Here is a 15,362-nt window from a genome sequence, read left to right on the forward strand (position 1 = left end):
TGAACCGCCTATACGCCCCACGAATGAACGTCGATCTGCGTCATCTGCGCTGCTTTCTCGCGGTAGCCGAGGAAGGCGGCTTCACGGCCGCGGGTCGCCGGCTGCATCTCGCCCAGCCGACCCTGACCCGCAACATCAGGACGCTTGAGGAGTCCCTGGGAGTGCGGCTCTTCGAACGCAGCACCCGCAGAACGGAGCTGACCGAAAAAGGACAGACCCTGCGAGCGGCCGTCACGCCCCTGCTGCGCCAACTCGATGCGGCGCTCGGGGAATTAGGGAAAGGGGAGAAACTGCGCATCGGGTTCAGCTGGGGGCTTCCCCAGGGTTTGTCACGGCTCGCCTCCCGCTTCGGCGCGGAGGCCGGCGTCGGCGTCGAATTCATCCGCTGTGACACCCCCCAGGCCGGACTCGACACCGGCCAGGCGCATCTGGGCCTGCTGCGCGGCGAGCCCCTGCCGAAGGGCCTGCGCACCGTCCTCCTCTACGAGGAGTCCCGCATCGCGGCGGTCCCCGCGAGCTGGCGGCTGGCCGAACGCACCACACTCGACTGGGCGGAGCTCGCCGACCTGCCCCTGATCATCAACACCGTCAGCGGCACCACCTTCCCCGACATGTGGCCCGACGGCCGCCGGCCGGTGGTCGGCGCCGAATGCCGCAACATGGACGAATGGCTGGAACAGGTGGCCGTCGGCCTCGGCGTCGGCACCGCCCCGGTCTCCGCCGCCCGCCGCTACACCCACCCCTCCGTCCGCCTGGTCCCCCTGACCGGCGCCCCCACCGTCCGCGCCTACCTCGCCCACCCCTCCCACGGCGCCCACCCCCAGGCCGCCCGCTTCGCCGACCTGGCCTGGCGAGCGGCCGGGGAACTGGAGGTGTAGCCGACGGCGCGGAGCGAGGGCCCCGTCAGGTCGCTGACCGGGGCCCTCGCCTGCCCGGCCGGCGCGTGCGGAGGAGGGCCCGCGCGTACCCGGTGCCTCAACGGCCCGCGTACGGGGTCTCCCGCTCCGCCCGGCACACCATCATGATGAGGTCCGCCACCCCTTCCTCGTCGTTGCTGGGCACGATCAGATCGGCGGCCCGCCGGACGTCCTGATGGGCGTTGGCCACGGCGGCGGCCAGGCCGGCGGTGCGCAGCATCGGCAGGTCGTTCGGCATGTCCCCGATCGCGGCGGTGGCGGTGACCCGGGTGCCGTAGTACCTGGCCAGCCAGCGCAGGGACACGCCCTTGTCCACGCTCCGCGGAGAGATCTCCAGGAAGTACGGGGTGGAACAGGTGGTCTTGAGGCCGTCTTCCGGCCGGGTGAGGGGTTCGGCGAGCGCCGGTCCCGGCACGTCGGGGTGGACGGCCAGAATCTTGACCACCTGGTCGTCCCGGGCGAGCGAGGCGAACGCATCGGTGACCTTCTCATGAGGCCAGCAGTCGGGCACCAGAGCGCCGAAGTCCGGTTCCAGGAACAGCCCCCGGAGCGTGTCGACCCCCAGCACCACGCCCGGCAGCCGGGCCCGCAGCCGCCCGAGCACCGCACCCACCTCGGGCCCGGCGAAGCCCCGGCACATCACGACCCGCCCGCTGTCCACCTCGGCGGTGACGGCTCCGTTGCTGCACACCACCAGGCCGCCGAGGCCGTGGTCGCGCGCCACGGCCAGCGCATCGCGCAGCGGCCGGCCGGTGACACCCGCCACCGGCAGTCCGCTGCGCGCCGCTTGGGCCAGCGCGCTCCGGGTCACCGGACCGACGGTCCCGGCCGTGTTCAACAGGGTGCCGTCGAAATCGGTACAGAGCAGCCGGACGCGGTCCGGCGCGGTCACGGCAGCGCCGTCCCGGCTCGGTCCGGGACGCCGGCGACCGGCCCCCGGCTGGATGTCCCGGTGACCGGCACCCGCAGCTTCAACTGGGTCGGTCTGTCGTCGCTGAGCCGCAGTTCCACATGGCCGTTCCGCTCGAGCCGCCGGGCGACGGGTGACCGGATCAACTCGACCCAGATCCAGTCGCTGTCGGTGTCCAGCAGCCAGGGAATGCCACCCGCCGGCGCCGTCGCCGGGACGGGCCCGGCATCCCGGCGCCGGGCCGGCGGCACGATCCGCGCGATGATGCCCGGCGCATCGAGGATGTCGACGGACACCGGACTGCCGTTGCGGTCCAGGGAGATCCAGATCCGGGAGGAGAAGCTGATCCGTACGCTCGGGGAGCCGTCGTCCTCGGGCTTCGGGCCCTCCGTCGCGATGGACAGCACTCCGACGCCGAAGTCCCAGCTCACTTCGGGCTGTTCGGTGCCACCCACGAGGGTGTGCTCGCTCATGTTGCCTCCTGTCAGACGGCCTGAAGCCGGTCGAGGCCGGACACCGCCGGCCGGCCGGTCAGACGTGCCGGCCTGAGCTCGATCTCACCGATCACGGTGTCGTCCGGAGCCTCCAGCGCCCAGCACACCGTCCGGGCCACGGAGGACATCCCCATCTTCAGCGGGGAGTCGTCCCCGGGCAGGTTGGCGATGGCTCCGGGGCTGACGAGCGTGGTGCACACGCCGTGCACCCGCTCCTCCAGCAGCAGCACCTCGGTGAGCGCCTTCAGCGCCGCCTTGGTCGCGCAGTACGCGGCTCCGCCTTCGAAGAACCGGCTGCCCGCGTGACTCCCCATCAGGACGATCCGGCCGCCGCCGGCCCGCAGATGCGGAAGGGCCGCCTGGGTCAGCGCGAGCACCGACGTGAGATTGACGTCGACCGCCTCCTGCCACTGGCCGAGCGGCAGCGACCCGACGGCGCCCAGGGACCGCACGGCTCCGTTGGCCACCACCGCATGCAGCGCGCCCGCCTCCTCGGCGACCTGGTTCACCGCCGGACCGACCGTCTCCGGATACCGCAGGTCGCAGTGGACGTCCCGCAGCCAGGGAGGATCGGTCGGGGTGCGCCCCAGGGCCCAGACCCGCCAGCCCGCCGTGTGCAGCGTCTCGGCGATGGCCCGGCCGGTGCCCCGGTTGGCGCCGGTCAGCAGCACGGTGCGGCAGGCGCTCCGCTCCGCCGCGGTCATCCCCGGATCCTGTGCACCAGGTCGGTCCAGGCGGCGATGATGGTCTCCGGATCGGCCCCCTGGCGGAACAGGTCCTTGTCCAGCGGCCGTCCGGCTTCGTCGCGCAACCGCATGCAGTCCGGGGAGATTTCGGAGTTGATGACGGGCAGCCCGTCCGCGCCGACCCCCATGATCAGGCAGAAGTCCCACAGATCGAGGGGCGCCAGCCAGCTCCGCAGGCCCTCGTTGCACTCCAGCGCGCAACGCCGGAACGCCTCGACATCCCAGCCGCCGGCCCGCAGGTAGTCCTCGCCGATCGGCTGGTCCTCCGGATCGGTCCGGTAGTCGAACTTCACCACCGGCGGGCTGAACCGGTGGCCCTCCTCGAACAGTCCGGGGTATTTGCGGACCGTGGATCCGGTGGCGATGTTCTTCACGATGACCTCATACGGTGGCGCGGGGACGTAATCAGCGCGGTAGCTGATGTCCCCGAGCCGTTCCCGGAATGCCGTACGCACTCCCAGGCCGGCGAGTCGCCGGGCGGCCACCTCATAGAAATCCAGGCGTAATTTGGCGGTCTCCGGGATTATTCCGTCCCGGTCATACGTGTAGCTGTGCAGACTCGCAATGAGTTCGATGTCGCAGGTGCCGTCGCTGTTGCGCCACAGCTTCTTGCTCCGGCCTTCGATATCGGGCTTGACCTTGTGGGTCGGCATGGTTGCCCCTCTGTGGATTCGTAGTCGCTGTGGGCCTTTCCAAGAGCTCGGCCGAGGCTACCCGGGCCGGAAGGGAATGGTCCAGGGGCATTTGCGAATGTACGGAACTTGTACTGATTCTGTATGCGCTGGAGGGAGCCTGTCTCAAGGCAAGATCAAAGCGCACGGGCAAGAACGCACCAGGAGGTGTCAGCCGGAAATGACCCAGATCGATACCGGCAACGGGCATGGTCACGAGCACATCCCGGAGGAGCTCCGGGGCAAGGTGCCCGGCCGTCACTACGGGACCGCCGGTACGAAGCTGCTGTTCGAGGACGAACGTACCAGGGTCTGGCTCCTGGAGTTGGAGCCCGAGGAAGCCAGCGAGTGGCACGAACACCCCTGGGACTACGTATTCGTCGTGGACAACCCCGGAAAGGTGCGACTCGAGTACGAGGACGGGGAGATAGAGGACCAGGACGATTTCATCGGTGAGGTGGTGCACCGCCGCCGGGGTAAGCCGCACCGACTGGTCAACAAGGGTAAGCATCCCTATCGGAACGTCGTGATCGAATTCATCGGCCAGCGGCCCCCGCAGAACTGGCCGCCGGCAGAATCCGCTTGAGTAAGTCTCGACCGACATCTCAGGAGAAGACCATGAGCAGCATTGCAGAGTGGCTCGAAGACAATGTCACGACCGATAAGCGTGCGCTGGACTGGTACCAGGAGCCGGAGTGCGAGCCGCGCATCGTGCGGGCCTACCGCGAACTGCTGAGCGGTTATGAAATCGACACCTCGAAGATCCTGAAGACCACGGTTGAGGTCGAGGGCGAGCACGCCGGTGTGGTCCGGGTGCACGACATCAACTACTACTCGATCTGCGCTCACCACTTCCTGCCCTTCTACGGCAAGGTCTCGGTCTCGTACGTGCCGGGCGACCGGATCCTGGGCCTGGGCAAGTTCCCCCGCCTGGTGCAGGCGTTCAGCCGCCGGTTCCAGATCCAGGAGCACCTGGTGAAGGACATCGCCGAGGAGATCATGAGCTCGGGTGGCGCCCGCGCGGCAAAGGTGATCTCCACCGGACGCCACATGTGCATGTGCAGCCGGGGCCCGTCCGACCAGACGGCGATCACCGACACCTCCTATGTCACCGGCGACAAGGAGCTGTTCACCCGGTTCGGCCTCGACGCCTGACTTCCGGCCGCCCGCCGGCGCACCGACTCCGTGCGGCAGACACGCCACCGGGCCGTCTGCCGCACGGCCCCCCGCCCGGGGAACGGCGAGGACTCACCCGGGGAACGGCGGGGAAGGGCACGGAGGACAAGGGAGAAGAGGATGCGACTCGATTTTCTGCCACCGGATGTCACCGATGACGGCGCCACCCACCACTTCTGCCTGCACTGTCACGGTGAAGCGGTCGAGTGGCGTACCGAGGACGGCAGACGGTACTGCCTGTGCCACGCCTGCGGACGGGTGGCCGACCGGGCGGTGGTAGTGGATCCGGCCATCAATTGGTGGACGGCCGACGACGGCGAGTACTGGCACGAAACGGCGGGTGTGTTCGTCCAGGACTCCCGGGGCCGCTTCCTCTTCTTCGACCGTACGGCGTTCCCGTTCGGTCTGACGGTGCCCGCCGGCCACGTCGATCGTGGCGAGTCCCCCGAACACGCGGCGGCCAGGGAGCTGGCCGAGGAGACCGGCATCGCCGCCGGCTCACTGGAGCATCTGGCGACCACTCCGATTCCGGGCGACGGCTGCCGCCGTGGCGCCGACGCCCATCTGTGGCACGTCTACCGGCTGTTGTCGGACAAGGGCGAGGACTTCGAGGTGACCCTCGGGCCGGAGGGCACCGAGGCCGTGTGGCTCACGCCCGGAGAGGCGCTGTCCCGCCCGGTCACGTATGCGGTGCGCTGTCTGCTCGACGACTACGCGGGTCAACTGGCCGGCCGCTGATGGCTGGTTTGGATCTTCTTCCGTGAAACGTGTAGCCAGCATTCGTATGATCGCCCACACCGCAAAGGGCCGGCTGTGACGGTCGGCCTGCGAACAGCAGGAGCCATCTGTGCGCGATGACATACCGATACGGGCCGGCCGGAGGGAGTGGATCGGGCTGGCCGTGCTGGCCCTGCCCACCATCCTCATCGGCTTGGACATGACGGTGCTGCACCTCGCCGCACCGCAGCTGAGCGAGAGCCTGCGGCCCAGCAGCACCGAACTGCTCTGGATCGTCGACATCTACGGCTTCCTGGTCGCCGGCTTCCTCGCCACGATGGGCACGCTCGGCGACCGCATCGGCCGCCGCAGACTTCTGCTGATCGGTGCCGTCGCCTTCGCCGGCGCGTCACTTCTCGCTGCCTATTCGGTGAATGTCGGCATGCTCATCGTGGCTCGCGCCCTGCTGGGTGTGGCCGGGGCCACCTTGATGCCCTCGACTCTCTCCCTGATCAGCAATATGTTCCACGATGCCGGACAGCGCCGCTTCGCCATCGCGGTGTGGATGACCAACTTCAGCATCGGCGGAATGATCGGCCCGCTGATCGGCGGCGTGCTACTGGAGCACTTCTGGTACGGCTCGGTGTTCCTCCTCGGCGTGCCCGTGGGTCTGGTGCTGCTGCTCGCCGGCCCGGTACTGCTGCCCGAGTCCCGTAGCCCGAAGGCCGGACGCCTGGACGCGGCCAGTGTGGTGCTGTCCATCGGCACGGTCCTGCCGGTGGTGTACGGGTTCAAGCAACTCGCCCAGGACGGCGTCCAGGAAATCCCGTTCGTGGCGGTCGGCGCCGGGCTGGTCATCGGCGTGGTCTTCGTCCGCAGGCAGTTCCGGCTCGCCGACCCGATGCTCGACCTCAGACTCTTCTCCCGTCCGTCGTTCGGGTTGTCGCTCGGGGCGCAGACCATGGGCCTCTTCGTGCTGACGGGCACCCAGTTCCTGATCCTTCAGTACTTCCAGCTGGTGTTGGGACTGCCCCCACTGGAGGCGGGGCTGTGGGCGCTGCCCGCGATGACCGCAGGGGTCGTCGGCACCCTGCTGGCCCCGGCGGTGGCGAGCCGGCTCCGTCCCGGGTGGGTCATGGCAGGGGGTTTCGCGCTCTCGGTCGCCGGACTGGTGATGATCGCCCAGGTCGACGCCGAGTACGGACTCGCCCTGGCGGCCGTCGGCTTCTCGATCCCGGCCTTCGGCATCTCGGCGGCGCTGGCCCTGACGAACGACGTGATCATCAGCAGCGTGCCCCGCGAACGCGCCGGCAGCGCCTCGGGGATCGGGGAGACGGGCGCCGAACTCGGCAACGCGCTGGGCGTGGCCGTCGCCGGATCCGTCGCCGCTGCCGTCTACCGCTCCCAGATGGACACCGGCTCGCTCCCGGCCGGCCTGCGCCCGGACCTGGTCGAGGCCGCCCGGTCAACTCTGGGCGGCGCCAATGGAGTGGCCCGGCACCTGCCCGGTGACCTCGGCGCCGAGCTGCTCGGCACGGCCCGGAGCGCGTTCACCCATGGCGTCAGGGCGGCGGCGCTCGTCGAGATCGGCATTCTGGCGGTGCTGGTGGCCATGAGTCTCGCCCTGCTGCGCCGGCCGGCCCCCCACCTCGACGAGGTCGAGGTGCTGCCATCACAACCGGAACTCCCTGACCCGGTACGGGAAGGCCGTTAGGCGCCCCTGCGGAGCCGTGCTCACGGACCTGCTCCGGGAAGGACCGCGGAGCCATGCCGGCCGAGCGGGGACACCGCCACCCGGCACCGGGCAGTCCCCCGGATACGCGCCCGCCTTCCCGCCACCGGGGCTCCGCGCCGGCCGGCGACACCGAGTTGCCGGACCCGGGGCTCCTCCCGTATCCCACCGGCTGCTGCGCTTTCTCCTCGTTGCCCATCCAACGGAGGGACTTTTCCCTGTAAATGACCGCTCACCGGGGTACCCGTGCGGGAGGAGGAAACCTTTCTCTGCCATTTCCCCTGGCTTGCCTGAAATTCGCGATAATCCGGACGGATCGCGCCGGGATTGCCTGCCGCGATCATTGAATATGAAGCGAAACGAGCCAAAGAAAGGTACGGGGGCTGTGAAGTTCGGCATTCTTGGACCTGTTGTGATGGCTTCGGATGATTCCCCTCTGGCAATTGGCGCTCCTCGGCAGCAGGTTGTACTCGCCACTCTTCTGCTGGGCGCCAACCACCTGGCGGCGACCGACTATCTGGTGGAGTGCGCCTGGTGGCAGGAGCCGCCGCCGTCGGCGACGGTCAATATCCGGGGGCACATCGCGGGACTGCGCCGCCTGCTGCGCGACGCCGGTGAGCCCGAGGACCGGCTGACCACGCATTCCGGTGGTTATACCCTGCGGGTCGAAGCCGGTGAACTGGATCTGTCCACCTTCATGGAGGAGTTACGTCTGGGGGACCAGGCGCTGGCCGAGGGCGCCATAGCGGAAGCAGCTGAGCGCTTCACGGCGGCATTGCAAGTATGGCGGGGCAGACCCCTGGAGGGACTGTCCTTGGGGGTGCCGCTCCGGGCGGAACTGGAACGGCTGGGGGAACTGCGGCTGCTTGCCATTGAGCGCTATGCGCAGACGCAGCTCGATTTAGGCCAGCCGGACACTCTCGTTCCGGAATTACAGGCCCTCACCACTCAGCACCCCTTCCGTGAACGGCTCTGGGAGCTTTTGATCAAAGCGCTGCACCGGTCGGGACGACAGGCGGAGGCGCTGGCCACGTACGCACGTGTGCGCCGCATTCTGGCGGAGGAATTGGGCGTCGACCCGATGGAGCAGCTCCGACGGCTGGAGGAAATGATTCTGCGCGGCGACTCCGACCTCGGGGCACCCGCGAGGGCCATGGAGACCGTCCCGGCCTGCCAGGCACGTCTGCCGGGGATCAGGGTCAAACGGGTCGCGTTCCCAGGAGGGCTCGGGTAGGACCCGCCGGCTCCCTGCGTGGGGCCGCACCGCTGTTGCCGGTGCGGCCCCGCGCAGGCGCGTACTCAGCCGCTGTGCCGCTTGAGGAAGTCGGTGATGAGCTGCCGCCATTCCTCGGGGCGTTCCACCATGGGCAGATGGCCGGTGGCGATCTCCACGAGCTCGGCGTGCGGGATGGTGTCGGCGAGTTGGCGGTGCAGGCGGGTGGCGGTGAACCAGTCCTGGGTGGTGGAGATGACCAGGGTGGGCGCCTGGATGCCCGGCAGGTCGTCGCGGACGTCGACCCGGGGGGCCAGCTCGGCGTGCTCGGGGGTGCCGTCGGCGACGCTTGCCGCGGTGAACGCGATGGCCTGCTGGAGCTGTTCTTCCGGCATCGCCTCCAGCGCATCGGCGCCCAGGGCCATCATCGTCAGGAACTCGGCCAGCAGTTCGCGATTGCCCGACTCGGCCAGCTTGCGCCAGACCGGCAGGGCGAGCACCAGCCGGTTGTCCCGGTGCGGGAAGGTCGCGGTCAGGACGAGGGCGGTGACGCGCTCGGGGTGGCGGGCGGCCGCGCGGATGGCGACCGGGCCGCCGAGGGAGTAGCCGGACACCGCGAAGGTGTCCAGGCCCTCGGCGACGGCGGCGGCGACGAGCTGATCGGCCAGGTCGTCCAGCGACAGCGGCGTGGCGGCGCGGGGAGTGCCGCCGCTGCCGGGGTAGTCGACACCGACCACGGTGTGGTGGGCGGCCAGGCCGTCCAGTATCGGGCCGTAGGTGCCGGCCACGCTGCTGCCGGCCCCATGGGCGAGCGCGAGGCCGGGGCCGGACCCCAGGACGGTGCGGGCGAAGGTGGCTTCTGGCAGGGGGCGTTCGGACATGGTGGTGCCCTTTCTCAGGGTGTGACGCGGGGTGACGGGGTGAGTGAGTGGGTGCGGTGCCGCGACCAGGAGCGGATCTGCTCCAGGGCGGGCCTCAGGGCGCGGCCGTCGACTGCGGCCCGGCCGCCTCGCCCGCCCCGGCGAGTGAGGCGGCGGCAGGGGGTCAGGGCAGGAGAACGACCTTGCCCCGGTTGCGGCGGGCCTCGATGTCACCGTGCGCGGTGGCGGCCCGGTCGAGCGGATAGGCGCGCCATACGGGGACGTTGAGCTCTCCGGCTGCGGCCAGTCGCACCAGCTGCGACAGCGAGTCGTCGGCCGGATCGGCGCCGCCGGCGCTGAAGCGGACGCCGTGCTGCGCGGCGGCCATATCGGCGATGGTGATGACGCGCGCGCTGTCACCGGTCAGGGCGACGGAATCGGCGAGTACGCCGGCGCCCGAGGCGTCGAGGACGGCGTCGACTCCCTGGGGAGCCGCGGCCTTCACCCGCTCCACCCAGCCGTCGCCGTAGCGGACCGCGGTGGCGCCGAGTGCGGTGACGCGCTCGATGTCGTGCGCACCGGCCGTGCCGACGACGGTGCTGCCGCGGGCGGCGGCCAGCTGCGCCGCGACGGTGCCCACACTGCCGCCGGCGCCGTGGATCAGCAGGGTCTGCCCCGCCCGCACCTCCAGCTGCCGCAGGACCCTGAACGCGGTCTGACCGACCGTCACCAGTGAGGCGGCGACCTCCCACGACAGCGCCCGGGGCTTGGCCACCGGCCGGTCGAGCAGGGCGTATTCGCCGTAACTGCCGCCGACCGCGGCACCGAGAACCTCGTCGCCCACGGCCGCGTCGGCCCCCTCACCGACGGCATCGACGACACCGGCCGCATCCAGGCCGGGGATCACGGGAAAACGGGCCGGGGCGGCCTTGGCCATCAGACCGGACCGGATCTTGATGTCGAGAGGGTTCACGGAGGCGGCCCGCACACGGATCCGGACCTGGCCCGGGCCCGGCTCCGGCGTGGTGACCTCCGACAGTCGCAGCACCTCGGGTGCGCCGTACTCGGAGAAGGTGATCGCTTGGGACATCGCAGACTCCCAGGTAGGGACGGATGGAGAAGGGAACTGCCCGCGCGATGACGCACGGTGCGGTCGCCTGGGGCGGGGTCGCCGCTCAGGCGGGGAGGGCGGGAAGCGCGGGGTAGTCGGTGTAGCCGCGGTGGTCGCCGCCGTAGAAGGTGGCCTTGTCGGGGCTGTTGAACGGACCGCCGGAGGCGAGCCGCCGCGGCAGGTCGGGGTTGGCCAGGAACAGCGCGCCGTAGGCCACCATGTCCGCGCTGCCGTCCTCGATCAGCCGCAGCGCGTCCGGACCGGTGGAGTCCGGGTAGGTGAACGGGTTGAGGACGAACGTGCCGGGCCAGACCTTGCGCAGCCGCGGGGTCAGATCGCGGTCCGGCCCCTCCATCAGGTGCAGATAGGCCAGGTCGAGGCCGGCGAGCCGGTCCAGCAGGGCGAGGTAGACCTCGTCCGGGTCGTCCTCGGAGATGTCGTTGTACTGGTTCCCGGGCGAGATCCGCAGCCCGACCCGGTCGCCGCCGATCGCCTCGGCAACGGCCGTGGTGACCTCGACGGCGAAACGGATACGGCCCTCGGTGTCGCCGCCCCAGGCATCGGTGCGGAGGTTGGTGTTGGGCGCGAGGAACTGGTGGATCAGATAGCCGTTGGCGCCGTGGAGCTCCACACCGTCGAACCCGGCCGCGACCGCGTTCCGGGCCGCCTCGGCGAAGTCGGCGACGGTCTGCCGGATCTCCGCCTCGGTCAGCTCCTCAGGCGTGACGAACTCCTTCGGCCCCTCATGGGTGAAGACCTGCCCCTTGGCGGTCACCGCCGACGGCCCCACCGGGACCAGTCCGTCGGGCAGCAGGCTGGGGTGGCCGATCCGGCCGGTGTGCATCAGCTGCGCGTAGATCACACCGCCCGCACGGTGCACGGCGTCGGTCACCGTCCGCCACGCCCGCACCTGCCCGGCCGTGTGCAGACCGGGGGTGTCGGGGTAGCCCTGGCCGACGATCGAGGGCTGGATGCCCTCGGTGACGATCAGCCCGGCACCGGCGCGCTGCGCGTAGTACGTCGCCATCAGCTCGGTCGGCTCGGCGCCCGGCCCGTAGGCCCGGCTGCGGGTCATCGGCGCCATCACGAGGCGGTTCGCCAGGCGCTTGCCGCCCAGGACGATCGGCTCGAAAGCAGTGGTCATGGTCTCTTCCTCCGGGAGTCGTGGCATGCCGCGGCACGGGCGCTCGAGCCCGCCGAACGCGGTTCCCTGTCCGAACAAGTAAATCATCTACCTGTCCGAACAAGTAACGCCCTCGAATCCCTTCCCGCACCTCCATGTGAAGCACGTAACACGCCACTGTCTGCCTCTTTGCCCCTGGGGGAAGGTAAGGGCGCGACGGGCCCGAGGCCGGCAGGTAGACTTAACTTGCCCAAACAGGAAAGTGAGATGTCATAGATGACGCAGTCCACGCCGGAAGCCGGGAAGGGTCCCGCAGACCCCGCGAGCCCCGCAGGCATCGGGCAGGAAGCCACCGTCCCGGTCCCGGCCGCCGCCAGTGGCGGACCGGTCAGTCACGCGATCTTCCGCCTGGCCCGTCTGCGCCGCATGTTCGCCGGACAGCTCCTGCGCCGGATCGGCCTGCACCCGGGTCAGGAGCTGGTCATGATGCACCTGTGGGAACTGGGCCCCCAGCGGCAGACCGACCTGGTACGCCTGATGGACTCCGACGCCGCCACCATGACCCGCACCGTCCGCCGCCTGGAACAGGCCGGCTTCGTCCGCCGCCGCCCCTCACCCACCGACAAGCGCGCCTCCCTCATCGAACCGACCACCGCCAGCCACGCCCTGCGCCGCGAGGTCGAACAGGTCTGGACCCACCTCGAAGCCCTCTCCACAACGGGCCTCTCCGACGAGGAACGCACCGCGGCCCTGCACACCCTGGAACGCCTGGAACAGAACCTGGTCCGAGCGGCGGCCGAGGGGGCCGACACCGGCGACGCCGACGGTGCGGCGGGTGCAGCGGGTGCAGCGGGTGCAGCGGGTGCAGCGGGTGCGGAGGGTGCGGAGGATGCGGGCGAGGAGGAGTAGCGCCTCGACGCGGCGGGAGGCGGGATCGCTCGGAGGAGCTGCCGTTGACGTTCGAGGGCTCGGGGTCGCGGTCCCGTAGACGGCTGACGCGGTGTCACTTCCGTCGCGACGCGGACCCGACCGCCCCACCCTGACCAGCAAAAAGACCCTCCCGGTGGGAGGGTCTTGCGGAGCGCCCCCGGCAGGACTCGAACCTGCGGCCAAGTGCTTAGAAGGCACCTGCTCTATCCACTGAGCTACGGGGGCCGGTGTGGACGTGGATCACGGACCGCGGACAAGGATAGAGGTCCGGGTGCCTCGTCCCGGTTGCTTCACCTCCGTGGCACGTTGTGGAGGTTCGGTGAAGCGGTCCCGATAATCGCAGGCAGGTACGAATCCTGCACCGCTTTTGGCGCCTCGTGCGGCGGGTGTTGTGCACTCGTTATGCCTCCGCCTCGTGTGTCGCGGACGTCTCGCGCGCCACTTATCCCGTTCTGTAGGGGTTCTTGCGGCGCGCACGAGGGGTTATACGCTTCAAAAACCCAACGAAATTGGGCATTCTGCACATGTGGCGACCTTGGACGTACGACCCCGGCTGATCGACGCACTGTCCGTTCTGCGCGACCGCGTCGACGCCGCACGCTTTCCACTGCCACTCCGGGGCGCTGTCCGCGCCCGGCGCAACCGGGCCGAGCTGCTCGCCCAGCTCGATGACTATGTGATTCCCCGTCTGCGCTCTCCTCAGGCCCCGCTGCTCGCGGTGATCGGCGGATCGACCGGTGCGGGCAAGTCCACGCTGGTCAATTCGCTGGTCGGGCGGCGGGTCTCGGAGGCCGGGGTGCTGCGCCCGACGACGCGTACGCCGGTGCTGGTCTGCCATCCCGACGATCTCCACTGGTTCGCCGGACCACGTGTCCTGCCCCAGCTCGCCCGGGTGTGGGTTCCCGAACAGGACGACGGCGGCGAGGGCTCGTATGCGGCGGGTGGTGGGCGTGGGACCGGCAGCGGGCCGGGCGCCCGTATGGCCCATGGGTCCTGTGCGGGTCATGCGCCTCACGGGGGACACCGTGAGCCCCATGGGGGGCATGGGCCGGGGGCGGGCCCGGAGGACCGGTGTGGTGTGCACGGGGTGGTGGGTGTTGGTGGGGCGGGAGCGGAGCGCAAGGCGTCCGAGCTGTATGTGGAGGAGGAGGCGGCGGGGGCCGCGGAGGGCCATGGATACGGGGCCGCGGTGGGTGGGAGTGCGGCTGGTGGGGGCTTTGGGGCGTACGGCGGGGGTGGGGGGAGTGGCGTAGGGCTCGGGAGGGACGGGGGCGGGGCCGAGGCGGGGATGCTGACGGTGCGGATCGAGACCGATCCGGCGTTGCCCAGTGGGCTGGCGCTGCTGGACGCACCGGACATCGATTCGCTGGTCGCGCGCAACCGGGAGCTGGCCGCCGAGCTGATCTGCGCGGCGGATGTGTGGGTGCTGGTCACCACGGCGGCCCGGTACGCGGACGCGGTGCCATGGCATCTGCTGCGTACGGCCAAGGAGTACGACGTGACGCTGGTGACGGTCCTGGACCGGGTGCCGCATCAGATCGCCACCGACATCTCCGGGCGGTACGCCGAACTTCTCCAGCGGGCCGGGCTCGGCCATGTCCCGCGGTTCACCATTCCCGAGCTGCCCGAATCGGCCGGCGGAGGGAGCGGGCTGCTGCCCGCCACGGCCGTCGCGGCGCTGCGGAGCTGGCTGGAGCGGCACGCCCAGGACCCCGTCGCCCGGGCCGCCGCGGCGGAGCGTACGGCCGCCGGGGTGATCGCCTCGCTGCGCAGCCGGCTGCCCGCACTGGCCGGGGCCGCCGCCGCCCAGCATGCCGCGGCGCTGCGGCTGGCCGGCCGGGTCGAGGAGGCGTACGAGCGGGCCGCGGAGCGGGTACGGCAGGAGGTCGCGGCCGGTGAGGTGCTCTCCGGGGACGCGCGCGCCCACTGGCGTGACCATGGGCTGGACGGCCGGTCGGACGAGCTGCTCGACGCCCTGACCGACGGGCTCACCTCGCTGCTGACCTGCGCCGTGGACGAGGCCGACGAGCGGGCCGCGGAGGCGTGGCGGCGGGATCCCGCGGCGGCCGAGGTCTCGCTGACGGCCGCCGCGGGCGCTTCGGGTGCCGGCGGTCGGCTCGGGGTGATCGTCCGGCGCTGGCGGCGCTGCCTGGAGGAGCTGGCCGAGGAGGAGACCCGTGAGGCGCGCGCCGGACAGGCCGGGGAGCGCGCGGGGTCGGTGGAGCCGGAGGAGTCGGCGGCGCTGTTGGCCACCGCGCTGCTCGGCGGCCGTCGCGCCCGTACGGCGGGCGAGAACCTCGCCGACCTCTTGGGGGCGCAGACCGCGCTCCGGCTCTGCGAACGGGGCGGCCGGCTGCTGGCCACCTACCTGGAGCGCGCGCTGGACGGTGAGCGCGAGCGGCGGCTGGCGCCCCTGGACCAGCTGACCGTGCCACTGGACCAACAGGCGGAGCTGATTGCCGCGCTGTCCGTATTGCAGCGGGAGAAGCAGCGGGAGACGGAGAAGGAGCCGCGGCAGGAGCAGCGGCAGGCGGACGAGCGGGCGAGGGCGATGGAGAAGGAGGAGGTGTCGGGGTGAGCGATTCCGAGGCGGCTGGTTCCGGGGAGGGCGCGGGGAACAACGGGCGGGGGATGGGGGAGGGGAAGCCCGGCGGTGCGGTGGGGGAGGGCGTGATGCCGGGTGAGGACGTGGCGTTGAGGAGCGGCGTGGGGCTGGTGGCCGGTAGTGCGCCGGTGGTCGGTGATGAGTCGGTGGTGGGTGA

15 protein-coding genes and 1 tRNA gene are annotated in these 15,362 nt (G+C 70.6%); 8 read left to right on the plus strand and 8 right to left on the minus strand.

Annotated features, from left to right (window positions below):
- Positions 1–23 precede the first annotated feature (23 nt).
- Complete coding sequence (locus tag ACFWJW_RS19565) at positions 24–878, plus strand: LysR family transcriptional regulator (RefSeq protein WP_387242561.1); 855 nt, start codon at positions 24–26, stop codon at positions 876–878.
- Positions 879–975: 97 nt separating this feature from the next.
- On the opposite strand, the gene ACFWJW_RS19570 is transcribed toward ACFWJW_RS19565, so the two are convergent.
- From ACFWJW_RS19570 to ACFWJW_RS19585, 4 genes are read right to left on the minus strand one after another with little or no spacing between them, the layout of a single operon-like run.
- On the minus strand, positions 976–1,809 hold the full coding sequence (locus tag ACFWJW_RS19570) for an HAD family hydrolase (protein ID WP_387242564.1): 834 nt from the start codon (positions 1,807–1,809) through the stop codon (positions 976–978).
- Entirely contained in the window at positions 1,806–2,300 is a 495-nt protein-coding gene (locus ACFWJW_RS19575) for a hypothetical protein (protein WP_387242567.1), read from the minus strand. The genes ACFWJW_RS19570 and ACFWJW_RS19575 overlap by 4 nt, the downstream gene beginning before the upstream one ends.
- Positions 2,301–2,311: 11 nt before the next feature.
- Positions 2,312–3,025, minus strand: a complete 714-nt coding sequence (locus tag ACFWJW_RS19580) for an SDR family oxidoreductase (RefSeq protein WP_387242570.1) — start codon at positions 3,023–3,025, stop codon at positions 2,312–2,314.
- Positions 3,022–3,720 (minus strand): phosphoribosylaminoimidazolesuccinocarboxamide synthase, encoded by a 699-nt coding sequence (locus ACFWJW_RS19585; protein WP_387242573.1) that lies wholly within the window; start codon positions 3,718–3,720, stop codon positions 3,022–3,024. The genes ACFWJW_RS19580 and ACFWJW_RS19585 overlap by 4 nt, the downstream gene beginning before the upstream one ends.
- A gap of 199 nt (positions 3,721–3,919) precedes the next feature.
- Here ACFWJW_RS19585 and ACFWJW_RS19590 point away from each other — a divergent pair, with 199 nt between their 5' ends.
- From ACFWJW_RS19590 to ACFWJW_RS19610, 5 genes are all read left to right on the plus strand, one after another.
- Positions 3,920–4,324 carry a hypothetical protein gene (locus tag ACFWJW_RS19590; protein WP_387242575.1) on the plus strand — a complete coding sequence of 135 codons (405 nt, stop codon included), beginning with the start codon at positions 3,920–3,922 and terminating at the stop codon, positions 4,322–4,324.
- A gap of 32 nt (positions 4,325–4,356) precedes the next feature.
- Positions 4,357–4,893 (plus strand): GTP cyclohydrolase I, encoded by a 537-nt coding sequence (gene folE / locus ACFWJW_RS19595; RefSeq protein ID WP_387242578.1) that lies wholly within the window; start codon positions 4,357–4,359, stop codon positions 4,891–4,893.
- A gap of 141 nt (positions 4,894–5,034) precedes the next feature.
- Positions 5,035–5,652 (plus strand): NUDIX hydrolase, encoded by a 618-nt coding sequence (locus tag ACFWJW_RS19600; RefSeq protein WP_387242581.1) that lies wholly within the window; start codon positions 5,035–5,037, stop codon positions 5,650–5,652.
- 109 nt (positions 5,653–5,761) lie between these two features.
- Complete coding sequence (locus ACFWJW_RS19605) at positions 5,762–7,345, plus strand: MFS transporter (RefSeq protein WP_387242584.1); 1,584 nt, start codon at positions 5,762–5,764, stop codon at positions 7,343–7,345.
- A gap of 403 nt (positions 7,346–7,748) precedes the next feature.
- Positions 7,749–8,597, plus strand: coding sequence for a BTAD domain-containing putative transcriptional regulator (locus ACFWJW_RS19610; RefSeq protein WP_387242587.1), 849 nt, complete (start codon positions 7,749–7,751; stop codon positions 8,595–8,597).
- A gap of 65 nt (positions 8,598–8,662) precedes the next feature.
- Here ACFWJW_RS19610 and ACFWJW_RS19615 read toward each other — a convergent pair whose 3' ends face one another.
- The 3 genes from ACFWJW_RS19615 to ACFWJW_RS19625 all read right to left on the minus strand — a co-directional run bounded on the left by ACFWJW_RS19615 (position 8,663) and on the right by ACFWJW_RS19625 (position 11,691).
- Complete coding sequence (locus ACFWJW_RS19615; RefSeq protein WP_387242590.1) at positions 8,663–9,457, minus strand: alpha/beta fold hydrolase; 795 nt, start codon at positions 9,455–9,457, stop codon at positions 8,663–8,665.
- A gap of 163 nt (positions 9,458–9,620) precedes the next feature.
- Positions 9,621–10,526: an NADP-dependent oxidoreductase gene (locus ACFWJW_RS19620; protein ID WP_387242593.1), complete on the minus strand. Its 906-nt coding sequence runs from the start codon at positions 10,524–10,526 to the stop codon at positions 9,621–9,623.
- Between the two features lie 85 nt (positions 10,527–10,611).
- Positions 10,612–11,691 (minus strand): alkene reductase, encoded by a 1,080-nt coding sequence (locus ACFWJW_RS19625; RefSeq protein ID WP_387242595.1) that lies wholly within the window; start codon positions 11,689–11,691, stop codon positions 10,612–10,614.
- 255 nt (positions 11,692–11,946) lie between these two features.
- Here ACFWJW_RS19625 and ACFWJW_RS19630 point away from each other — a divergent pair, with 255 nt between their 5' ends.
- Positions 11,947–12,579: a MarR family winged helix-turn-helix transcriptional regulator gene (locus tag ACFWJW_RS19630; protein ID WP_387242598.1), complete on the plus strand. Its 633-nt coding sequence runs from the start codon at positions 11,947–11,949 to the stop codon at positions 12,577–12,579.
- A 173-nt stretch (positions 12,580–12,752) separates the two neighbouring features.
- On the opposite strand, the gene ACFWJW_RS19635 is transcribed toward ACFWJW_RS19630, so the two are convergent.
- Positions 12,753–12,825 (minus strand) — tRNA-Arg (locus ACFWJW_RS19635).
- Positions 12,826–13,126: 301 nt separating this feature from the next.
- On the opposite strand from ACFWJW_RS19635, the gene ACFWJW_RS19640 reads away from it, so the two are divergent.
- Complete coding sequence (locus ACFWJW_RS19640; protein ID WP_387242601.1) at positions 13,127–15,178, plus strand: ATP-binding protein; 2,052 nt, start codon at positions 13,127–13,129, stop codon at positions 15,176–15,178.
- Positions 15,179–15,362 lie beyond the last annotated feature (184 nt).

The organism is Streptomyces sp. NPDC127097, assembly GCF_042724075.1.
Classification (GTDB): domain Bacteria; phylum Actinomycetota; class Actinomycetes; order Streptomycetales; family Streptomycetaceae; genus Streptomyces.